Genomic DNA, 21,224 nt, shown 5'->3' on the forward strand with positions numbered 1-21,224 from the left:
CCTTAGTCGCCTAAACCGGCCGGGTTGATTTCAGATTGTGGAATGCGTTCCACCCCTTCTCCCCAGCGATTCAGCACCTTGTCATAGTCGCCGTTGCCAATCACGCCGTTGAGGGCGGTTTGTACCGGCAGAACCAGACCGCTGTCTTTTTTCAGCGTCACAGCGATATGTGCCGCTTTTGGCCAACCGCCATCAACGCTACCCACTAATTGCGTTTTACCGTTGAGTGCAGCTTTCCACGCGCCGATTACATTAGGACCGAAGTAGGCATCGGCGCGGCCCGACTGTAGGGCCAGGGTTTGCGCGGCATCATCTTTGGTATACACCGGCGTAAACGGCTGTAACCCTTTCTTCACGTTCTCATCGTTCCAGGCCAACAGAATGGCTTCCTGGTTAGTCCCCGAACCGACGATAATGCGTAGTCCTGCGATATCTTCCGCCTGCTCGATTTTCTTCAGCTTGCTACCGGTTTTGACATAAAAGCCAAGAGAGTCCTTCCGATACGTCGCGAAATCGAATTTTTCTTTGCGTGCTTTGGTGACGGTAATATTGCTGATCGCGGCATCGTATTTGCCGGAAGTGACGCCCAGCGGCCAGTCTTCCCATGACGTAGGTACAACGTTGAGTTCCAGTCCCAGACTGTCAGCCACCAGAAGCGCGATGTCCGCCTCGCTGCCGATCAACGTCTTATTGTCATCGGCAAAAACGGTCAGCGGTGGTTGGCTGAGCCCGGCAATCGCCACGGTGAATTTGCCCGGTACGGCCAGGTGCAGGTTTGCGGGCAACTGCGCGATCGCCTGCGGGTTTTTTGCTGTATTGATTGGCGCTTTATTGGCTTCCAGGCTTACGCCGGTGCCGTTAATCGTCACCTCATTTGCCCAAACGGTCGCGCTGAAAGCCAGTGACAGCGCGAGAAATACTGATTTTTTCTGCATAGCGTTTTTCTCTTATTGTGTGAATTGATTTGCAGGTGTCGCTAATCCCAGGCTTGCGCGCAGGGTCGTACCGGGATATTCATGGCGGAACAGGCCGCGCGCCTGAAGCACAGGGACAACCTGTTCGACAAAACGCGGGAAGGTATCCGGCGTGCCACCCTGGATGATAAAACCGTCTGCGGCTTTTTCGTCGAACCACTGCTGCAGGCCGTCGGCAACCTGTTGTGGCGTGCCGCTGAAACGCGGACGTGGACTGGCCGCTTCCAGAGCAACCTGACGAAGTGTTAAACCACGCTCGCGTGCATTGCGTTTGATCTCATCAGTCGTACTGCGAAAGCTGTTTTGTCCGAGAGAGCCCAGATCCGGGAACGGTGCGTCCAGCGGATATTGGGCAAAATCATGATGTTCAAAGTAGCGGCCAAGATAGTTCAGCGCGTCAGTAACGGAGACCAGCGCAGCGGTAGTCTGATACTGCTGCTCAACGTCTTCTGCGCTGTCGCCAACAATAACGCTGACGCCCTGGAATATATGCAGTTGATCGGGATGTCGTCCGGCGACTTCCAGCTGGCTTTTTACATCCTGATAGAACGCTTTAGCCTCTGCCAGCGACTCCTGATGGGTAAAAATGGCATCAGCATGCTGCGCCGCTAATTTCTTGCCATCTGCTGAAGCTCCCGCCTGAAATATAATCGGACGGCCTTGTGGTGTACGCCCAATATTTAATGGCCCGGCGACCTGGAAATAATCTCCATGATGGTTAAGCGTGTGCATTTTTTGCGGATTAAAAAATTCCCCGCTTGTTTTGTTACGGGTAAAAGCATCGTCTTCCCAGGAATCCCACAGTCCTTTCACTACCTGTAAATATTCATCAGCAATACGATAACGCTGGGCATGCTCTGGATGCTGAGCGCGAGAGTAGTTTTTTGCCGATCCTTCCAGAGGCGACGTAACCACGTTCCACCCGGCGCGCCCCTGGCTGAGATGGTCCAGGCTAGCGAACTGCCGTGCGGTCGTAAACGGCTCGCTGTATGATGTGGACACCGTGCCAACCAGCCCCAGATTCTGGGTGATACTGGCCAGAGCGGATAATACCGTCAGCGGCTCAAAACGATTTAAAAAGTGCGGGATTGATTTTTCATTAATATACAGACCATCGGCGACAAAAATAAAATCCAGCTTCCCTTTTTCCGCAATAAGCGCCGTCTCTTTGACAAAATCAAAATTAATACTGGCATCAGCCTGAGCCACCGGATGGCGCCATGCGGACATATTTCCCGATGCGCCATGTAGAATAGTGCCGAGCCGTAGTTGCCGATTTTCAGCCATAATAACCCCTACCCAACAGGTAAACTTAAAGGTGTGCGAATGCCGTTTTTGCTAACTGCGCAAAGTAGTGCGCGGCAGGTTCAATTAAACGCTCGTCCGGATTAAATCCCGGGTGATGTAATCCGTATTCACTGGCGCTGCCAATACTGACAAATGCGCCAGGTGTATTTTGCAGGTAGACGGCAAAATCCTCCCCGCCCATATGCAGGTCGGCATGGTGGGTGGTATAGCCTGACTGTTTCGCCACCGCGGTGGCAATATCGGCCCAACGATCATCATTTACCAACGCGGTTGGTCCCGCATGCCAGATTACGTCGATTTGTGCGCCAAAGGCGTGGGCAAATCCGGCGGCAATGTCATTAACCCGAGCCTTAACCTGCTGCTGTACCTGGGTTCGGTGCGTTCTGAGTGTCCCTTCCAGCTCAACGGACTCCGGCAGAACGTTCCATGTGTTTCCTCCCTGAATACGGGTCACGCTGAGCACCACCGAATCCAGCGTGTTAACGTCGCGACTGGCAACGCTTTGCAGCACCGTTACCAGTTGGCTGGCGAGCAGGATGGCATCCTTACCTTCATGCGGACGCGCCGCATGTGCGCCCTTGCCATTAATGCGCAGTACGAAGCGATCGACATTGGCATAAAATGCGCCGCCGCGTGTGGCAAATTCGCCCACCGGCAAACCGGGCTCATTGTGCATACCGAAAATAGCCGCTACGTTTTGCAGCGCACCGGCGCGGATCAACGTTTTTGCGCCGCCGAAACTCTCTTCAGCTGGCTGAAACAAAATACGTACTCGCCCCGGTAAGGTTATTTCCTGCTGTTTTAGCAGCAGTGCTGCACCAAGCATGACGCTGGTATGGACGTCATGCCCGCAGGCATGCATCACGCCCGGCGTGAGGGAGCGAAACGGAACGTCGGCGCTTTCTTCTATCGGTAGCGCGTCGATATCCGCCCGCAGCGCGATGACATCTTCTCCCTGACCAATTTCCGCGACCAGACCGGTTTTCAGCTCGAACGGCAGAATGTCGACGCCCGCAGCGTGCAACCAGGCGTGAATGCGCGCCGTGGTTGCTTCCTCCTGCAGGGAAAGCTCCGGATGCTGATGTAGTTCACGACGCCAGTCGATCAGCGTTGAGCCGAGAGTCATCAGAGCACCTCCACGGCGTTATGGGCTTGCGCCAACAAACGCAGCGATGTCAGACGCGCATGCCCTTGCGCCACTGGCGTGTCGATAATGAACTCGTCAATGCCAAATTGCGTATGCAGAGCATTCAGCTTTGCCATCACCTCCTGAGCGGTGCCATGTAGCAACGCCTGCTCACGACGCGCGATTTTGCGTGGTGGGCTGCCAGACTGAGCGGCAAACGCCAGCGCCTGTTCTTCGCTGGCTACCGTGACACGTTGACCATCTTCCAGCTCCACGCCCCAGATTTGTACGTTTTCCGCCAGTTGCGCAGCGGTGTCGTAACTGTCAGCCACAATTACCTGCACGGCGACTATCGTCGGGCGTGCACTGTGGGTCTGCCAGAAGGACAAAACGTTATGCAATAACGCTTTGTCACCATTGAGGTGCGCTGCGAAGATGAAATCCCAGTCGGATTGCGCTGCTAACTGCGCGCTTTGCACACTGGCTCCCAGTACAAACTTTTCCGGTGAAATCGGTGGAATTGGCGTCGGGAATACCGTTTCCCCGCTTTCCGTTCCGCTCAGCGCCAGCCAATCGTTAAGCAAAGAAAGCTGGTCGGCAAAACTGCCTTTTTCTGCCTGATGCAGCCCATGCTGTAACGCCTGGGTCGACAGCGGTAAGCCGCCAGGGGCTTTCCCTACGCCGAGATCGACACGTCCAGGAGCCAGCGATGCCAGAAGATTGAAGTTTTCCGCCACTTTGTACGGGCTGTAATGTTGCAGCATTACGCCGCCGGAACCTACGCGGATATGCTGGGTTTGCCCGAGGATCCAGGCGATCACCAGCTCCGGCGATGGGCTGGCCAGCTGTGCCGTATTATGGTGTTCCGCGATCCAGAAACGATGGTACCCCCACTCTTCTGCCAGTTGCGCCAGGCGCAACGTACGGGAAAGCGCGGTCGCGGCAGTTTCACCTTCCCCGATGGGGCTTTTATCCAGAATACTCAGGCGATATGACATGTTACGAGCCTATGTTTGTTAACATGTCTTTATTATTAATTTATCAAATAGCCATACTGAAACATTTAATTCACATTTGCTCAGCTAAAAAGTAGATAACAACCCCTGTCGCTGCCAGGGTTAAAATTTGGATCGCCCAGTACAGGTCGTAACGCTTAACTGAAAAATACCCGCAATTAATAGCCTACAAAATATAATAGGGTCGTTGGCATCACGGTAATAACATCAAAATCATTTGATGCCAGTTTTCTTTTTACGAAAAGGTTTTTTAACGTGATTTACGTTAAGTCAGTTTAAACGACTTGTCACGTTATACGCTTGTATTAATTGTTTCACTTTTATGACGCAGGATGAATGATTTACATAGAAATTTTTATTTTAACTACTTCCACAGAATTGATGATTAGTAGAGAATGCACGTTTCTTATTAAAACAGTTTAAAACAGATTTTAATATCCCCCGATTTTATTGCGGGGATTTTTGTATGGATTATACATAGCACCATGGGACCTCTATGAAAAGTAACATGCCCGTTACACAAATTGAGCACGCACTTAACGATAAAGCGACGCTGCTTTCTACGACGGATAAAGAAAGTCATATTACCTACGCCAACACCGCGTTTATTGATGCCAGTGGATTTAACGAACAGCAGTTAATGGGTGAACCGCATAATATTATTCGCCATCCCGATATGCCTCCCGCGGCGTTCGCCGATATGTGGTACACGCTACAGCAGGGAGACAGCTGGACGGGGATGGTGAAAAACCGTCGACAGAATGGCGACCATTACTGGGTTCGCGCCAACGTTACGCCGGTCTGGCACAATGAAAAACTCACCGGCTACATCTCGGTGCGTACCGTTCCTTCGCGCGATGAAATAACTCAAAGCGAAAGCTTATATCAAAAAATTAATAATCAGCAGCTTAAAGGGTTTCGTCTTTTTAAAGGTGTTTTTATTCGTCGCGGAATATTTTCATGGGCATCAATGTTTAAATGGCTGAGCATTAGCCAGCGCGTCAATTATTCTTTAGGGGTAATCGCCCTGCTCGCTGTGCTATTTCTCTTCACTCCTGTTAATCCATTTATTCAGGCGGGAGGGTTATTGTTCTTATTTCTGATGCTTGCTATTTACCTTAAGTATCAAATTTGTCAGCCAGTTAATACGCTACTGACGCAAATGAAGAAAGTGGTATCCGGGAGAAAACCTGATAACTGTCATTTAAATCGGGTGGATGAGATCGGAATGCTGATGCGTCTGGTTAATCAGTCCGGGCTTAATCTGAATTCCCTGGTCGATGATGTCAGTACGCAAATATCCGGTATTCGCGCCATCAGTCAGCGGGTATCAAAAGAAGGTACGGCGCTGCACAAGCGTTCAGAAGAAACCTCCGCCGACCTGCAACAAACCGCTGCCGCCATTGAAGAAATTGGTAGCGCGGTACAGCAAACTGCTGAGACTGCGGCTCATACTATGACCATGGCTGATAAAACCAGCGCCAATGCGGCAGAAGGCGGCGATATTATGAAACAAACTATCGCCATGATGCAGGCGATATCGCGTGACAACGGGCAGATAGTCGACATCATCGGCGTTATCGACAGCATTGCTTTTCAGACTAATATTCTGGCGCTCAATGCCGCGGTTGAAGCCGCGCGAGCCGGGGAGTCCGGGCGTGGTTTTGCCGTTGTGGCGGCAGAGGTCCGTAATCTGGCGCAGCACTCAGCGTCCGCGGCAAAAGAGATCAAACAGCTGATTGAGAAGAATGTCGCTAACGTTAACAGCGGCGTCAAAATGGTGGAGCAAACGGAAACGCATCTCACTGGGATGATTGGCGATGTCTTACAGATGTCGATGATGATCAAAGATATTAGTCTGGCGACGCGTGAGCAAACCCAGGCGCTGGATCTGATTAACGATTCGATTTCACGCGTTGGCACCATGACACACAATAACGCTGAGATGGTGGAGCGTGTCACCGATGCTACCGCCGATCTGACTCAACGTTCATCGCGCTTACAGCAGGCCGTTCAGGTCTTTGGCATATCAGCATAACCTTACAGCGCTTATCGGGTGAATGTCTCGATAAGCGCACACCTATCCACGTATTTACGCCCTTCTCTTTTATTGGCTGAATCGAGGCCACACCGCGCCAGTGCTGTCTGTACAAAAATGCTGAATTCTTGTTGCCGGGGCTTTGCGGAACCGAACAATTGAATGTAGGATGCTCGGCCGGCAGTTTTCCCCGTAACACAATGAAGGGTAACGCTGTTTTCGCCGCAACTGGTGCGGCAAAAAGGATTTTGTATTTTTGTCAGGTCAACAGGAAAAGTAATGAACACAAACAACACGCAAGCCGCGGAACAACATGCGGCGAAACGACGCTGGTTGAATGCCCACGAAGAGGGGTATCACAAAGCGATGGGGAATCGACAGGTACAAATGATCGCCATTGGCGGCGCAATTGGTACCGGGTTGTTTTTAGGGGCTGGCGCACGCTTGCAAATGGCGGGTCCTGCTTTGGCGCTGGTCTATCTGGTGTGCGGTATTTTTTCGTTCTTTATACTGCGCGCGCTTGGTGAACTGGTTTTACATCGCCCTTCCAGCGGCAGCTTTGTCTCCTACGCCCGTGAATTTTTAGGTGAGAAAGCCGCCTATGTGGCTGGCTGGATGTACTTCATCAACTGGGCGATGACCGGTATTGTCGATATCACCGCGGTGGCGTTGTATATGCATTACTGGGGCGCATTTGGTGATGTACCGCAGTGGGTGTTCGCCCTCGGCGCGCTGGCCATTGTTGGCACCATGAACATGATCGGCGTGAAGTGGTTCGCGGAGATGGAGTTTTGGTTTGCGCTGGTCAAAGTGCTGGCGATTGTGATTTTCCTGGTGGTGGGTACCGTCTTTTTAGGTACTGGAAAGCCGCTGGATGGTAACGCCACCGGTTTTCACCTGATCACCGACAACGGTGGATTCTTCCCACATGGTCTGCTGCCGGCGCTGGTACTGGTTCAGGGGGTAGTTTTTGCGTTTGCCTCCATTGAACTGGTGGGCACCGCTGCTGGAGAATGCAAAGATCCGCAAACCATGGTGCCAAAAGCGATCAATAGCGTTATCTGGCGTATTGGTCTGTTCTATGTGGGTTCTGTCGTGCTGCTGGTTCTGTTACTGCCGTGGAATGCCTATCAGGCGGGGCAAAGCCCGTTTGTTACCTTCTTCTCCAAACTGGGCGTGCCGTATATCGGCAGTATCATGAATATTGTGGTGCTCACCGCGGCGCTTTCCAGCCTTAACTCTGGGCTGTACTGCACCGGGCGTATTTTACGTTCCATGTCGATGGGCGGATCGGCGCCTAAATTCATGGCTAAAATGAGCCGTCAGCAGGTACCCTGGGCGGGGATCCTCGCCACGCTGGTGGTGTATGTTGTTGGGGTATTTCTGAACTATCTGGTACCGTCGCAGGTGTTTGAGATCGTGTTGAACTTCGCGTCGTTGGGCATTATTGCATCGTGGGGATTTATCATGGTCTGTCAGATGCGTCTGCGCCGGGCCATAAAAGAAGGTAAAACGGCTGACGTCAGTTTTAAGCTGCCGGGCGCACCGTTTACCTCGTGGCTCACGCTGCTGTTCTTGCTGAGCGTGCTGGTGCTGATGGCGTTTGACTATCCAAACGGCACCTACACCATCGCGTCATTACCGTTGATTGCCATCCTGCTGGTTGCAGGCTGGTTCGGCGTGCGTAAACGCGTCGCGGAAATCCACCGCACCGCGCCATAACGGCAAAAGGCCTGACAGGTTACCCCTTCAGGCCTTCTTTTTTAGTTCGCTTCAATCAACTGCGCTACGTCGTTACTGTTAATTTCCCGCGCATTCCCATCCTGATCGGTATAGCTGGTCATTCCCGTGTCTTTATCCAGTTTTGGTTTACCCTGGGTGGTGATGGTTTGTCCACTTTTGGTCGTCATGACGTAATCGGTGGTACACCCTGCCAGGGTAAACAGCATTACGCCTGCACACAGACAGATAAATGGCTTTTTCATGGTATTCCCGTGTTATTCAGTTAGCCGTTGAGGGCGTAGTGTAAGTCCCTGAAGTGGGTCGGGCTACTGGCGGGGTGTAACGAGGCGTATCGTGGGGTTTAGAGAAATGACAGGAGGGGTTTCCCCCTCCCGTTATTTACAGCGCAATACGAATAACATCGTCCGGCTGGGTGGCTTCCTGCTCGCGGGTAGACTTCTGTTTCACGCTGACATACAGGGTCTTACCATCGGCAAAGAGCGCCAGGCTGTTCGGGAATGTTGGGGTCTCGAACGTTTTAACGACTTTATAGCTTTTCGCGTCGATCACGCTCACTTTTCCGGCCTGACGATGGGTCACGTAGGCTTCGTTACGCACTGGGTTAAACAGCACGGCCAGGGATTCCGGCGCAGCGACTTTTGCCAGTACGTTACCATTACGGGTGTCGATGACCAGCACTTCCGCCGCTTTAGAGTCGGTGACAAAGGCGCGGTTGCCCGCGGTGTCCACGCTCAGGTTGATAAAGAAATGCTCTTTCCCGTCATCCAGCAGTTTTTTGCGGCTGAGAATTTTGTTAGTGGCGGCGTCAATGGTAATGAATTCACCGTCGGCATTGGCGGTGTACAGGCGTTTAGCCTTGCTGTCGACAGCCAGAGCGGTGCTCATTTTGCCGGTATTCTGGATGGTGTCCTTCAGCTTGATCGTCTCACCGTCCACCACCCAAATCACGCTCTCTTTACCAATACCGCTAATGTATACCGTGTTGGTGGCATCATCGGCGACCAGCTCACGCGGCTGCAGCGGGCGAACGTCTTCAGAACGTTTACGCGCATCCAGCACCAGACGTCCTTTCACCGCACCGGTTTTGGCATCCATCGCCGTAACCGCGCTGTTTACCGTGTTGCCGAACCACAGCGTTTGCGTGGCGTTGTTGATGGTGGCACCAAATGGTTTGAGATCGTTATGAATCACCTGGGTCACTTCGAGGGTGACCGGGTCAAGACGATAAACCACCCCGCCGGTATCCAGTTTGCGGCTCTGTGAGGTCGCCAGCCACAGCGCGTTCTCTTGCTGGCTGTACGCCATTTCATAGGCGCCTTTGCCGACGGCTTTGCGCAGCAGTTCTTCTGCAGCCTGCGTAGTAAAAGATGATGCAACGAGCAGTGAACCTAACAGTAAAGAACCACGCAGACGCGGCGAAAACAGATGACGTAAAGACATGACGACTCCCTTTGATAAATTCGTTTGTTACTGCTTCACATAGCTTCAATGAGCAAAATCATGGTTCTGCCTTTTTAAGAATGAGAATAGTAATCATTATTTATCTCAATGTGGAGTGTTTATTCGCTTTCGGGTAGTAACCTTCTTATTTTCTCCATGAATACCAGATAACGACATTGGCATTTTACCAGGCCTACATTTTGTACGAAGCAGGCCTGGTTACAGGCATTCACCGTCTTCCACCTTTACGCATCAATCCTCAGCAAGACGAATCACTACCTTGCCGAAGTTTTTGCCGGTCAGCAGACCGATAAAGGTTTGTGGCGCATTTTCCAGACCGTCGGTCACCTGCTCGCGGTAGTGGATTTTGCCCTCTTTAACCCAGCGCCCCATCTCCCGCTGAAACTCATGAATACGGTGTCCATAATCCTGACCAATGATAAAACCCTGCATGCGGATACGCTTTTTCAGCAGCGTTGCCATTAACAGCGGTAATCTGTCAGGTCCGGCCGGAAGCGACGTTGCGTTATAACCGCTGACCAGGCCACAAAGCGGGATGCGTGCTGAGGTGTTGAGTAACGGCAGGACAGCATCAAATACTTTTCCACCGACGTTTTCGTAATAAATATCAATACCCTGCGGGCAGGCTTTTGCCAGTTGTTGCGCAAAATCTTGTGCGTGGTGATCGAGACAGACATCAAAACCCAAGACCTCGGTGGCATGTCGGCATTTCTCTGCCCCACCCGCCACACCGATCACCCGACAACCCTTAAGCTTACCGATCTGCCCGACCGTTGCGCCAACCGGCCCGGTTGCGGCAGCTACCACCAGCGTTTCCCCGGCTTTTGGCTGACCGATATCCAGCAGGCCCATATAAGCGGTAAACCCCGGCATACCCATAACTCCCAGCGCCCAGGAGGGATGCTCGGGATGATCGCCAAGCTTCACCAGCCCGTTGCCGTCGGAGATGTCATAGTCCTGCCAACCGCTGTAGCTCAATACCCATTCGCCTGGCTGGTAGTCCGGATGGTGGGATGACACCACGCGACTTACGGTACCCCCCACCATAACACCACCAATCTCTACTGGTGGTGAGTAAGATGGCTCATCGCTCATGCGGCCACGCATGTAGGGATCAAGGGAAAGATAAACGGTGCGCAACAACATCTGGCCTTCGCCCGGTGTTGCGACTTCATCTTCTTCAAGACGGAAGTTCTCTGGGACTGGCGCGCCATGTGGACGGGAAGCCAGTACCCAACGACGGTTACGATTAGTCTGTTGACCCATGATGTGTTCCTCTGCTTTTGGCATGAATCCATCAATAGTAGCAGCCCGTTCCTGCTATTTAGCTGACGACGTGATTTAACCGCACAACCAGGTAAACGCAGGGTTGCGCGGCTTCATTGATAAACCGACAGTCATTCGGCGGGCCAAGTTCCAGGCAATCACCTGCCTGCATTTCATGGCGTACGTCCCCTTCGACAAAGACTAATTCTCCCTGCTGTAACCAGATAAGTTGTCTGGCCTGCACATAGGAAGAGGCTGGCATCGGGATATCACTTCCGGCGGGTAATTCGATCTGCACCAGATCGATAGGCAGATCGCTGCGCGGTGAAACATGGCGGCGCAGATAGTGACTTTGTGGATCGTGCCAAACAGGCTGATCGACGAAGCGCAGGAGCTTGCCCTCCTGCATTTCAGCCCGCGCAATCAGGGTAGACATGCTAATGCCAAACGCGCCGGAAAGCCTGCCCAGCAGCGTAGCCGTTGGACTACTCTCGCCGCGTTCTATTTTATGGATCATGGCCCGCGACACACCCGCGCGCTCGGCAAGTTCCGTGAGTGACCAACCGCGAGATTCCCGCTCGATGCGAATTCTTGCACTGATCCGTTGATTTATGCTGTCTTCAATAGTATTCATATTGTAATACTATAGTGAACAAGCCCTGAGGTTCAACATGTCAATTCGATTTGCCAGCAAAGAAGACTGCGCCGCCATTGCAGAAATCTACAACCATGCGGTACTGCATACGGCGGCTATCTGGAACGATCAAACGGTCGATGCCGAAAACCGTATTTCCTGGTATGAAGCCCGCCAATTGATGGGGTATCCGGTGCTGGTGAGTGAAGAGAATGGCGTTGTTACAGGATACGCCTCCTTTGGCGACTGGCGTAACTTTGATGGCTTCCGTCATACCGTTGAACATTCGGTGTATGTTCATCCTGAACATCAGGGAAAAGGGCTAGGACGGGCACTGCTCAGCAGACTGATAGACGAAGCCCGCGCATGCGGCAAGCATGTGATGGTGGCAGGTATTGAGTCTCAGAATCAGGCATCACTGCATCTGCACAGCTTGCTGGGTTTTAAAACCACCGCGCAAATGCCGCAGGTTGGCACCAAGTTTGGCCGTTGGCTGGATCTGACCTTCATGCAGTTACAGTTAGACGATCGCCGCGATCCGGATGCCCGTAGATGAACCAGACGCTGACCCTCTCCTTTCTGATTGCCGCAGGTATTGGTCTGGTGGTGCAAAATACCTTGATGATACGCATCACCCAGACGTCCTCGACGATCCTAATCGCCATGTTGCTTAACTCGCTGGTCGGGATTGTGCTGTTTGTCAGCATACTGTGGTTTAAGCAAGGAGCTGCGGGATTTGGAGAACTGGTTTCCAGCGTGCGCTGGTGGACGCTCATCCCCGGATTGCTTGGATCGTTCTTTGTTTTTGCCAGTATCAGTGGGTACCAAAATGTGGGGGCCGCTACCACTATCGCGGTGCTGGTGGCTAGCCAGTTAATCGGCGGACTGGTGCTGGATATTCTACGTAGTCACGGCGTGCCGCTGCGGGCGTTGGTAGGTCCGGTCTGTGGCGCGGTGCTGTTGGTCATCGGGGCGTGGCTGGTGGCGAGACGTTCATTTTAATTGCCTGATGGCGCTTCGCTTATCAGACCTACAGAACGTGCCTGTAGGTCGGATAAGGGAAATATCAGAGGATTGTGCCGCCTTTGGTCAACTGTTCGCGACGGGCTTCCATATCTTCTTTATGCTGACGGCCATGATGTGCGATAGCCGTACGCAAACGCTGTTGCTGGGTATAGCGGTCTTCCCGGCTCAACGCGACATCATCGCTGAGCTCAATCAGCAATTCATTCATATGCGTAATGACGCTCTCTTCAATGGCGGCATCAACACGTGCGCTGACCTCATCCAGATGCGACATAACCTCTCCTTAACTCATTAATTTAATTTTGCTTTTGAAAAATCACTGCCCATCAGGCTGACGCTGTATCCGCTGACGTTGCTGCGCGTAGCGTAGAACGTTTTACCGTTTGCCAGAGCTATCCACGGAGCCTGCTGGTAGAAAATCTCTTGCGATTGCTGGTAAAGCGCGGCGCGCTCTTCCGGTTTACTCACCAGCTTCGCCTTTTGAACCAACGAATTATACTCTTTATCGCACCAGCGCGCGGCGTTAGATCCGGTTTTTATGCTGTCGCAGCCCAGCAGCACATCGGCGAAGTTATCCGGATCGCCGTTGTCTGACATCCAGCCAAACAACGCGGTGTCATGCTCACCTTTACGCATTCCGGAGAGATATTCCCCCCACTCGTACGACACAATTTTCGCCTTCACGCCCACCTTTGCCCAGTCGCTCTGGATCATCTCAGCAATCCGTCGGGAGTTCGGGTTGTAAGGGCGCTGAACCGGCATTGACCACAGCGTCGCTTCAAAGCCGTTTTCCAGCCCCGCCTGCTTCAGCAGATCTTTTGCCTTTTGCGGGTCGTAAGCGTAATCCTGCAGATCTTTATTGAAGCCCATCATATTCGGCGGAATCGGCGATTTTGCCACCGTACCGGAACCTAAAAAGACGGCGTTAATAATGGCCTTTTTATCGGTCGCGTAGTTTAGCGCCTGACGCACCAGTACGTTATCAAACGGTTTTTTCTCGGTATTAAACGCCAGATATCCTACGTTCAGCGCTTCAACCGAATGCAGCGTCAAATCTTTATTCTTTTTAATCTCGTCAAACTGTACGGGGGCTGGCGCCGGGATTATCTGGCACTCATTGGTTTGCAGTTTTGCCAGCCGCGTCTGGACGTTTGGCGTGATTGAGAAGATCAGGTGCTTCGTTGGAACGGCGCCATCCCAGTAGTTAGGGTTGGCAAGATAGCGGATTTGCGAGTCCTGCTTGTACTGTTGCAACACATAAGGACCTGTGCCAATCGGCCAGTTATCGACGTTTTCCGGGGTGCCTTTTTTCAGCATCGCGTCGGCATATTCCGCAGAAAGGATGGAGGCAAAATCCATACCCCAGTCGGCAAGAAACGCAGCATTAGGTTCATTGAGGACAAACTGAACGTGATAATCATCGACCTTCTTCACTTCTTTAATCAGTTTATCCAGACCAACATCGTTAAAGTATTCGTAGCTTCCCTGAGAAACCTTGTGATACGGATGATCGGCATCTTTCTGCCGTAATACCGAGAAAATCACGTCATCAGCGTTGAAGTCGCGGGTCGGTTTAAAGAATTTATTACTGTTGAATTTCACGCCCTGACGCAGGGTAAACGTGTAAGTTTTACCGTCCGGGGAAATCGTCCAGTCCGTTGCCAGAGACGGTATCGGGGTATTCTTTATCGGATCAAAGTTGATGAGTCGGTTGTAGAGCACCTGTGAACTGGCCACAAATGAAGGACCTGAACTGGCGATTTGCGGGTTAAATGACTCCGGAGATGCTTCAGAGCAATAGATGATGGTGTCAGTATTGGCCGCGAACGCAGCGCCTGACGGTAAGACAGCGCTGAGAGCCAGCGCGAGTAACGTTTTCCTTGCAATCATGGTTATAAGCCTTCTTATTTTATTATTAACAGGGATATCAGAGCATAGCTGACAAAAACTGACCAATAACAAATCACTATCAGGTTATTCTAATCCGGTGTATTTCGCTGAATAATTCATCACTCCAAGCGAATTAATTTCCCTTAAGTCTTTTTCAAAACGTCAAGATTTTTCCCGGCACTCTATGCCATGAAAATTAGCCCCTTTTTGCCTCTCTTTCGCCGTTTGCTCGTTTTTATAAAACGTAAAGTAGATACGTGAAGAAGTCTAAGGGGTAACAACGTGGCAAAAACTCTCTTGCGCAGCGGCAATTTGGATGACTATCAGGCCGTGGGCGGCGGTGGTCAGGCCGTGTTTGATTCAGCATTGCAAATTCGTGAAACGCTTCGTCTGCGTAAACAGCAGGCGATGGTGGATTGTCTGGCGATCCCACAAATTAACGACAACGGCGATCGGGTTGACTGGTATTCCCCGATAGAAGGGAAAGCCGTGGCGTGGAAAGCCGCTGATGAAGAAGCACGTTTTCGTGCGCTGCGCTATCTGGGGAGCACGCTGGAAAATGCGGCGACCCTGAGCCGTAAAAGCCTGCAATCGGGGAAAACCTCCCTACAGCTGTTTGGCTCGCTGCTCGAAAAAGCCATCCAGTTTCCCGGTGAAAATCACGTGTTTCTGGTTGATGGCAAACCCGTTATTACGTTCTGGGGCTTCGTCAATTTGAATGAAAATCCCCGCGACGATGTGCTCGACTGCCTGCGCATTGCCGATGTCCCTCCTGTGGTTACCGTAGCAGAGCCAGAACAGGAAGAAGAAACCGCACCGGAAATTACCTTTGCCGAGGCCGATGTCCCCTTACTGACGCCGGTCGTTGATCAGCCAAAACCAGCTGAACCTGAACCTCAACCCCCGGTTATTGTTAACGAACCTGAAGTCACTGCGTCGCCGGTACAGGAGAAGCCCATACGCCGCCTGCCGCTGTGGAGCCTCCCCGTTGCCGCAGTGATTATTGCAGCCATCGTTGGGCCACTGCTGTGGAAGCAACAGACCACCCAGCCCGTACCCGCAGTAGCCGCTATTGAAGTCGCTAAGGTTGATATGGCACCGCTGCCAGCACTGACATCTGCACTGCCCCTGCATCGTGCTGAAGTGACCCCAACTGCGAAGAAAGAGAAACCTATCGAAGGACCGGTGGTGATCGCCGCAATTCCAAAAGATGCGCTGGTGATGGATGCCAACCAGATGAAGGCAGGAACGACACGTTTTCTCAACGGTAACTGGCGCGTCATGGTCGATGTTAAAGATCCGGTGAGCGGCAAAGCGCCGTCGCTGCGCTATCAGATTCAGGCCAATAAAGGCACTGCGCGCGTGGTTCATGGTGACAATATTGTTTGTCGTGCCGAGATTTTCTCCGGTTTGCACCAGTCGGGTGAATTAATGATTAAGAGTCGTGGCAATGCCCGCTGTACCGACGGTTCACGTTATCCGATGCCTGAAATTACCTGCAAAGCGGGAACCAATGACGTCGCCGCCTGTACCGCGCGTTATGACGATCACGCGGAAATCCCTCTGACGATCAAAAAGATAGGTGCCTGATTTTATGTTGGTGAATCTGTGTGATTACAAACAGAGCGTGACGCTCATCGCCAATAGCGGTGTGCAATTTCTGGATTTCGGCCTCACGCCGCAGGAATCTGCGCACCATGGACGCTTTGTGCGCAAAACGGCAAACGGTCCGCTACTGAGACTAGATTTCGATCTGACGTCAGGACGCTATACCCTACCGGGCAGCACCGGCGCGCAACCCGAAGTGGTGAAGCCGGAAAGTACTCAGACGCTGCACTATTCGCTGGACGTGCTCGACGGCGTCTGGCTGCCGCTGCCGTTTTTGCGCTTTAACCCGCCGCGTACGTTTGTTGAAGGTCCGGATAACTGGGCACGCGTGCAGGTGCGAAAGCTGCCGCAGCCGGACAGCGCGGGCAACACCCACCGTGTTACCGTAGCGCTGGACAGCCAGCTTACTGAAAATGCCCCTGCGGCGTTAACCCCCAACGAAAATGATCTGCTTAACGGTACACGGTTTGCGCTGGCCTGGCATGACAACGAAATTGCTGATTTCCTTGACCAGACCTGGATTGACGGCTGGTTGCGCGAATCTTTTATGCACCATGTCACCCAACATGAGAACCGCTCAGAACAAGAGATCCAGCAGGCGCTGCGTAACTTTGAATACCAGGCGCACTGGCTGAATGTGCTGACCCTGTTAGGTGAGCAGCTTTCCGTCCCGGAAGTGAAACTGGTTACGCACACCCTTAGCACCCCCGCCATTCCCGTCGATCTTATTTTGGATATCGGTAATACCCATACCTGTGGTGTCCTGATTGAAGATCACGGGGATGCCAATGACGGGCTGCGTCAGACCGCTGAATTGCAGGTCCGTTCGTTAAGCGAGCCGCAGTTCCTCAACGATCCGCTATTCACCAGTCGGCTGGAGTTTTCCGAAGCGCGCTTTGGTAAGCAGCACTTTTCCGTTGAGAGCGGACGTGATGACGCCTTTATCTGGCCGTCGATTGTGCGTGTGGGTGATGAAGCCCGTAAGCTGGCGATGCAGCGTATGGGCACCGAGGGCAACAGTGGGATCTCAAGCCCGCGCCGCTATCTGTGGGATGAAACGCCGGTGTTACATGACTGGCGCTTTAGCCAGATGAATGGCAAAACCCAGCGCGAACCGCTGGCTACCGCCTTCCCGCTGATGAACCTGATGAACGATGACGGGCAACCGCTGTTCAGCCTGCCGCAGGACGATCGTCTACCAGTGTTCTCACCACAATACAGCCGCAGCACGCTGATGACGCATATGCTGTGCGAAATACTGGCCCAGGCGCTGGGGCAAATTAACAGCGTAGCGACGCGTTTGCGCCTCGGATTCCCGGCGTCTCCTCGTCAGTTGCGGACGCTGATCCTGACCCTACCGTCGGCGATGCCCAAACAGGAGCGCGAGATTTTCCGCCTGCGCATGTTTGAAGCTATTGCCCTGGTCTGGAAAGCGATGGGCTGGCACCCGCAGGATGAAGACTTCACCACCCGTAAGCAGCAGGAAAAAAGTGTGGTTCCCGTACCTGAAATTCAGATGGAATGGGATGAAGCCAGCTGCGGGCAACTGGTGTGGCTGTATAACGAGGCTATCTCACACTACGATGGCCACACCGAATCGTTCTTTAACGCCCTTGCCCGCCCGGACCGTTTGCCGGAGCCTGGTGAGACTAAAGGTCGAGCACTGCGCGTGGCATCGATCGATATTGGCGGCGGGACAACGGATATGGCTGTCGTTCATTACCAGCTTGATGACGGCGTTGGCGCGAATGTCAAAATTACCCCGCATCTGCTGTTCCGTGAAGGTTTTAAAGTTGCGGGCGATGACATGCTGCTGGACGTGATTCAGCGCTGCGTGTTGCCTGCGCTGCAAACCCGCTTACAACAGGCTGGCGTGACCGACGCCGCCGCATTGCTGGCCACGCTGTTTGGCGATTCCGGGCGCATTGACACCCAGGCGATTTTGCGTCAACAAACGGCGTTGCAGCTCTTTATGCCGCTTGGTCATGTGGTCCTCTCTGCCTGGGAACAAAGCGATATTAACGATCCGGTCGCCGGGCTACATGCCACCTTTGGCGAACTCCTGAGTCAACAACCCACGCGCAACGTGATGAACTACATCCAACAGGCTATCGACCATGCGTTGCCAGCAGGGTCGCCAGCGTTTGATGTTCTGAGCGTGCCGTTACAGGTACAGTTCAGGCAGTTACAAGAAGCACTGTTAGCGGGTCAATTTACCCTGACTTCCCCGCTGCACGCGGTTTGTGAGGCCATTTCACACTATCGCTGCGATATTTTATTAGTGACCGGCAGGCCCGCCTGTTTACCGGGTGTACAGGCGTTGATCCGCCATCTGCAACCTGTTCCGGTTAATCGTATGATCTGGATGGATAACTACCGCGTGCATGAGTGGTATCCGTTCAGCCAGCAAGGGCGAATTGGTAATCCTAAATCCACCGCTGCTGTAGGCGCTATGCTGTGCAGCCTGGCGCTGGATTTGCGTTTGCCACGATTTAACTTTAAAGCTGCCGATATCGGCGCTTACTCGACCGTACGCTTTCTCGGTGTGCTGGATAATACGGTCAATACCCTGCGCGATGAGAACATCTGGTATCACGATATTGATCTGGATAAACCTGGGGCGAAGCTGGATGCCCGGTTGCATTTCCCGTTACGTGGCAACGTGACGTTAGGATTCCGGCAACTGGCAAACAGCCGCTGGCCTGCCACGCCGCTGTATACGCTCAGCATAAACTCTGCCGAACTGGCAAAAACTATCGCCGGAGATGGCGTGTTGAATGTTCGGCTGCAGCTACGCGGCGGCAGCAAAGAAAGTGGCCCGGAATTCTTCATCCTGAGTGATGCCTGGTTACAGGATGGCACCCCCGTTGCCGCCAATGCCTTAACGTTAAAACTGAATACGCTGGCAGACCGTCGCCATAGCGGAAGCCATTACTGGATTGATAGCGGGAGCGTGTACCTGAAATGAGTAAGATGTTAAATACCGCGCAGGCCGCCATCGAGTGGGTGGTAGATACCCGTCAACGTGCGGCGCGTCTTGATGATGAAGCGGATGCCCTGCTGGCACAGCTTACGCTAGCCGCAGTGAGTGAATCTGCGCTGAAGACGACCTTTTCATCGCAAGGATGTATAGGGTTATACGGACACTCACAATCGGCAAAAGCACATCTGCTGGCGGCATTGTGCTGCAATGCCACTGGCAAAGTGAATATTGTTACCCCGGATCGCAGCTTTGATTATTTCTCGCATATTAATCCGGGCCATGCACCAACCAATATGGCGATCCGTTTTACGCGCGATGAAAATCCGCATGATAGCGAATGGCCGTTGCGTCTGCGGTTACTCAGTGAAGCCGAACTGGTACAGCTATTTATCGCCCAGTTCAGCGCGCTCCCGGACAACCGACAGGTCGAGAAATCGATTATTGAGGCCCGCCTGGAAAAATGGCAAACGCTGCGTCAGCGTCACCCGGTGCCGGGCATTACCGCACATGATGTTGCGGCAATTGGTCGTTTCTGGCGCTCCTGCGTACCGGCAAACCAGCAGCAAATTGACGATGCGCTATGGTATCAGTTTGCCACGTTGCTGCCCGCACTGGACCTGACTACCCGGGCAAACGCCTGGGCGTTACTGTGGGGAGAACAACCAGAGCTGACGCAGCAGTGGCTGGCGCTGGCGCACACGTTGCAACAAACCGGACACGCGCAAGAATTAGCGGCCCCGCTGAGCCTGCTGGTTGATCATTTTGGTTTACCGGCCGAAAGTTTCCTGACCCAGGTGGCATTGACCGGCAATAATGAGGCGCAAAGCGATGTGGTGGTTCATCCGATTGAAAATCATCAGTTGCTCAATGCGGTCAGCCTTTCTTTGTCGTCACTGGCGCTGCTCACGCGCGAGCTGGTCCTGACGGTTGAAGACGCGGTGCTGGAGAATGTCGATCTGCTCGATATTCCCCTCGCCCCGGATGCTCATCCTCATCCACTGTGGCAGGCAAAATTAGGCTGGATGCTGGAACATTATCGCCAGCACCTGCAACCGGATGTGCTCTTAATCTGCAACGCGGTCTCTGCCCGCGCCCAGACACCCGCCATCACCCGCAAGCTGTTGGGCTGGGTCAACGATACCCAACCTGTTCATGATGCCGCATTACCGGGCGTGGTTTGGGCCATTACCCCGCAGGATGCGCGTTTTAGTACCCAGCAAAACCTTGATGAATCCGTGCAGCAATTAATGGGCAAGCCCGGGCTGCATTGGGGCACGTTGCAGGCGCTGGATAAACATAGCTTACAACGTCTTGTCGAATGGCTGACTCAGGCAACCTCACCACAGCAGCGCCAGGCCAGGTTGACTTCTCTACGCGAGCAGCATCAACAGCGCATCCGCGAAACTCTGATAAGCTGGATTAATCCCGCTCAAGCTGAATCGGATAGCCACGAATCGGTGATCCGCCAGTTACAGGCGCAAGCGGCAAAACATGGCGAACTGCTGGATGGTTTGCTCCCGCCGATGCGCATTTTTGAGTCGCTGCTGCGTATTCAGCAACCGCGCGAGGAGCAGGTAAGCGGTTTATTTAATGAAGAGATTGACCTGTTTGCCGAGGTGCGTGACACACTACACTCGCCGGAAAGTCAGGAGACCGGATATCAGGCACACAAAATGTGGATTAACCACGTGCGCCAGTGGTGTCGCGATGAAAATAATGCCCGCCGTTTACGACTCGATCCCCGTACGTTAAGGCAGGTTGCCGACATTCTCGTCACCACCAGCTATCGCCTGGAGATGCCACAACGCTTACAGCGCATTATGCAGCGCGAAAATGTCTGTGCCGCGCAGTTACACGCCGATATTGGTGATTTTATTACCTGGCTTGGATTTGCCGACGTTGCTGAGGAACAGCGCCCTGCCAGCAGGATCCAAAAAGGAACGGCTATTTTTAGCGCGCCGAAGCAATCGCCGATGCTACGCCTGACGAAGCTGGATGAACAACCCTCGCATGGTGCAAGCCGTTACGTTTACGACTGGCTGGTTGCCTTGTACACCCGTGCGAATGAGAATGCGGGATATCAGCACCCACAGGATGTCTCTGAAACCGACAAAAAACGATTAGATGCCCTGCTTTTCTCCTGAAACGGCG

The 21,224-nt window shown here is 52.9% G+C and carries 17 protein-coding genes; 7 read left to right on the forward strand and 10 right to left on the reverse strand.

Annotation, left to right across the window (positions count from 1 at the left end):
• Nucleotides 1-2 precede the first annotated feature (2 nt).
• From OGX86_RS22815 to OGX86_RS07760, 4 genes are read right to left on the reverse strand one after another with little or no spacing between them, the layout of a single operon-like run.
• Nucleotides 3-935 carry an ABC transporter substrate-binding protein gene (locus tag OGX86_RS22815; RefSeq protein ID WP_502872544.1) on the reverse strand — a complete coding sequence of 311 codons (933 nt, stop codon included), beginning with the start codon at nucleotides 933-935 and terminating at the stop codon, nucleotides 3-5.
• Nucleotides 936-947: 12 nt separating this feature from the next.
• Complete coding sequence (locus tag OGX86_RS22820) at nucleotides 948-2,261, reverse strand: LLM class flavin-dependent oxidoreductase (protein WP_168978252.1); 1,314 nt, start codon at nucleotides 2,259-2,261, stop codon at nucleotides 948-950.
• Nucleotides 2,262-2,286: 25 nt separating this feature from the next.
• Nucleotides 2,287-3,408: an amidohydrolase gene (locus OGX86_RS07755; RefSeq protein WP_168978251.1), complete on the reverse strand. Its 1,122-nt coding sequence runs from the start codon at nucleotides 3,406-3,408 to the stop codon at nucleotides 2,287-2,289.
• Nucleotides 3,408-4,406, reverse strand: a complete 999-nt coding sequence (locus tag OGX86_RS07760; protein WP_286639743.1) for an LLM class flavin-dependent oxidoreductase — start codon at nucleotides 4,404-4,406, stop codon at nucleotides 3,408-3,410. The genes OGX86_RS07755 and OGX86_RS07760 overlap by 1 nt, the downstream gene beginning before the upstream one ends.
• A gap of 514 nt (nucleotides 4,407-4,920) precedes the next feature.
• Between OGX86_RS07760 and OGX86_RS07765 the strand changes: the two genes are divergently transcribed.
• Complete coding sequence (locus OGX86_RS07765) at nucleotides 4,921-6,462, forward strand: methyl-accepting chemotaxis protein (protein ID WP_286639745.1); 1,542 nt, start codon at nucleotides 4,921-4,923, stop codon at nucleotides 6,460-6,462.
• Nucleotides 6,463-6,741: 279 nt separating this feature from the next.
• On the forward strand, nucleotides 6,742-8,184 hold the full coding sequence (ansP, locus tag OGX86_RS07770) for an L-asparagine permease (RefSeq protein WP_003833088.1): 1,443 nt from the start codon (nucleotides 6,742-6,744) through the stop codon (nucleotides 8,182-8,184).
• A 41-nt stretch (nucleotides 8,185-8,225) separates the two neighbouring features.
• On the opposite strand, the gene OGX86_RS07775 is transcribed toward ansP, so the two are convergent.
• The 4 genes from OGX86_RS07775 to OGX86_RS07790 all read right to left on the reverse strand — a co-directional run bounded on the left by OGX86_RS07775 (nucleotide 8,226) and on the right by OGX86_RS07790 (nucleotide 11,566).
• The gene (locus OGX86_RS07775; protein WP_003020157.1) at nucleotides 8,226-8,447 is read right to left on the reverse strand and encodes a YgdI/YgdR family lipoprotein; all 222 of its coding nucleotides are present in this window, start codon (nucleotides 8,445-8,447) and stop codon (nucleotides 8,226-8,228) included.
• A gap of 136 nt (nucleotides 8,448-8,583) precedes the next feature.
• Nucleotides 8,584-9,645 (reverse strand): 7-bladed beta-propeller protein YncE, encoded by a 1,062-nt coding sequence (gene yncE, locus OGX86_RS07780; protein WP_286639747.1) that lies wholly within the window; start codon nucleotides 9,643-9,645, stop codon nucleotides 8,584-8,586.
• Nucleotides 9,646-9,897: 252 nt separating this feature from the next.
• Nucleotides 9,898-10,932 carry an NADPH-dependent curcumin/dihydrocurcumin reductase gene (gene curA / locus OGX86_RS07785; protein ID WP_048214160.1) on the reverse strand — a complete coding sequence of 345 codons (1,035 nt, stop codon included), beginning with the start codon at nucleotides 10,930-10,932 and terminating at the stop codon, nucleotides 9,898-9,900.
• Nucleotides 10,933-10,990: 58 nt separating this feature from the next.
• A complete protein-coding gene (locus OGX86_RS07790; protein ID WP_048214159.1) occupies nucleotides 10,991-11,566 on the reverse strand; it encodes a helix-turn-helix domain-containing protein in 576 nt (191 codons plus the stop codon).
• Between the two features lie 37 nt (nucleotides 11,567-11,603).
• Here OGX86_RS07790 and OGX86_RS07795 point away from each other — a divergent pair, with 37 nt between their 5' ends.
• Nucleotides 11,604-12,122, forward strand: coding sequence for a GNAT family N-acetyltransferase (locus tag OGX86_RS07795; RefSeq protein WP_048235335.1), 519 nt, complete (start codon nucleotides 11,604-11,606; stop codon nucleotides 12,120-12,122).
• Nucleotides 12,119-12,568, forward strand: coding sequence for a DMT family transporter (locus tag OGX86_RS07800; RefSeq protein WP_286562371.1), 450 nt, complete (start codon nucleotides 12,119-12,121; stop codon nucleotides 12,566-12,568). Before OGX86_RS07795 ends, OGX86_RS07800 begins: the two co-directional genes overlap by 4 nt.
• A 64-nt stretch (nucleotides 12,569-12,632) precedes the next feature.
• Here OGX86_RS07800 and OGX86_RS07805 read toward each other — a convergent pair whose 3' ends face one another.
• Nucleotides 12,633-12,866: a YdcY family protein gene (locus OGX86_RS07805; RefSeq protein ID WP_003020183.1), complete on the reverse strand. Its 234-nt coding sequence runs from the start codon at nucleotides 12,864-12,866 to the stop codon at nucleotides 12,633-12,635.
• Nucleotides 12,867-12,883: 17 nt separating this feature from the next.
• Nucleotides 12,884-14,482: an ABC transporter substrate-binding protein gene (locus OGX86_RS07810; RefSeq protein ID WP_136391899.1), complete on the reverse strand. Its 1,599-nt coding sequence runs from the start codon at nucleotides 14,480-14,482 to the stop codon at nucleotides 12,884-12,886.
• Nucleotides 14,483-14,764: 282 nt separating this feature from the next.
• Between OGX86_RS07810 and OGX86_RS07815 the strand changes: the two genes are divergently transcribed.
• Genes OGX86_RS07815 through OGX86_RS07825 form a run of 3 tightly spaced genes read left to right on the forward strand, consistent with a single transcriptional unit; the run spans nucleotide 14,765 to nucleotide 21,217 of the window.
• On the forward strand, nucleotides 14,765-16,072 hold the full coding sequence (locus OGX86_RS07815) for an SrfA family protein (protein WP_286639749.1): 1,308 nt from the start codon (nucleotides 14,765-14,767) through the stop codon (nucleotides 16,070-16,072).
• A gap of 4 nt (nucleotides 16,073-16,076) precedes the next feature.
• A complete protein-coding gene (locus OGX86_RS07820; RefSeq protein WP_286639751.1) occupies nucleotides 16,077-19,058 on the forward strand; it encodes a virulence factor SrfB in 2,982 nt (993 codons plus the stop codon).
• Nucleotides 19,055-21,217 carry a virulence factor SrfC family protein gene (locus OGX86_RS07825; RefSeq protein ID WP_286639753.1) on the forward strand — a complete coding sequence of 721 codons (2,163 nt, stop codon included), beginning with the start codon at nucleotides 19,055-19,057 and terminating at the stop codon, nucleotides 21,215-21,217. The genes OGX86_RS07820 and OGX86_RS07825 overlap by 4 nt, the downstream gene beginning before the upstream one ends.
• The last annotated feature ends 7 nt before the right edge of the window (nucleotides 21,218-21,224 follow it).

The organism is Citrobacter sp. Cpo040, assembly GCF_030332915.1.
Lineage (GTDB): Bacteria > Pseudomonadota > Gammaproteobacteria > Enterobacterales > Enterobacteriaceae > Citrobacter > Citrobacter portucalensis.

Excerpts from the sequence above, each read along its gene's own strand:
- OGX86_RS22815 (WP_502872544.1), bottom strand. The coding sequence starts at position 935 with ATGCAGAAAAAATCAGTATTTCTCGCGCTGTCACTGGCTTTCAGCGCG.
- OGX86_RS22820 (WP_168978252.1), bottom strand. The coding sequence starts at position 2,261 with ATGGCTGAAAATCGGCAACTACGGCTCGGCACTATTCTACATGGCGCA.
- OGX86_RS07755 (WP_168978251.1), bottom strand. The coding sequence starts at position 3,408 with ATGACTCTCGGCTCAACGCTGATCGACTGGCGTCGTGAACTACATCAG.
- OGX86_RS07760 (WP_286639743.1), bottom strand. The coding sequence starts at position 4,406 with ATGTCATATCGCCTGAGTATTCTGGATAAAAGCCCCATCGGGGAAGGT.
- OGX86_RS07765 (WP_286639745.1), top strand. The coding sequence starts at position 4,921 with ATGAAAAGTAACATGCCCGTTACACAAATTGAGCACGCACTTAACGAT.
- ansP (WP_003833088.1), top strand. The coding sequence starts at position 6,742 with ATGAACACAAACAACACGCAAGCCGCGGAACAACATGCGGCGAAACGA.
- OGX86_RS07775 (WP_003020157.1), bottom strand. The coding sequence starts at position 8,447 with ATGAAAAAGCCATTTATCTGTCTGTGTGCAGGCGTAATGCTGTTTACC.
- yncE (WP_286639747.1), bottom strand. The coding sequence starts at position 9,645 with ATGTCTTTACGTCATCTGTTTTCGCCGCGTCTGCGTGGTTCTTTACTG.
- curA (WP_048214160.1), bottom strand. The coding sequence starts at position 10,932 with ATGGGTCAACAGACTAATCGTAACCGTCGTTGGGTACTGGCTTCCCGT.
- OGX86_RS07790 (WP_048214159.1), bottom strand. The coding sequence starts at position 11,566 with ATGAATACTATTGAAGACAGCATAAATCAACGGATCAGTGCAAGAATT.
- OGX86_RS07795 (WP_048235335.1), top strand. The coding sequence starts at position 11,604 with ATGTCAATTCGATTTGCCAGCAAAGAAGACTGCGCCGCCATTGCAGAA.
- OGX86_RS07800 (WP_286562371.1), top strand. The coding sequence starts at position 12,119 with ATGAACCAGACGCTGACCCTCTCCTTTCTGATTGCCGCAGGTATTGGT.
- OGX86_RS07805 (WP_003020183.1), bottom strand. The coding sequence starts at position 12,866 with ATGTCGCATCTGGATGAGGTCAGCGCACGTGTTGATGCCGCCATTGAA.
- OGX86_RS07810 (WP_136391899.1), bottom strand. The coding sequence starts at position 14,482 with ATGATTGCAAGGAAAACGTTACTCGCGCTGGCTCTCAGCGCTGTCTTA.
- OGX86_RS07820 (WP_286639751.1), top strand. The coding sequence starts at position 16,077 with ATGTTGGTGAATCTGTGTGATTACAAACAGAGCGTGACGCTCATCGCC.
- OGX86_RS07825 (WP_286639753.1), top strand. The coding sequence starts at position 19,055 with ATGAGTAAGATGTTAAATACCGCGCAGGCCGCCATCGAGTGGGTGGTA.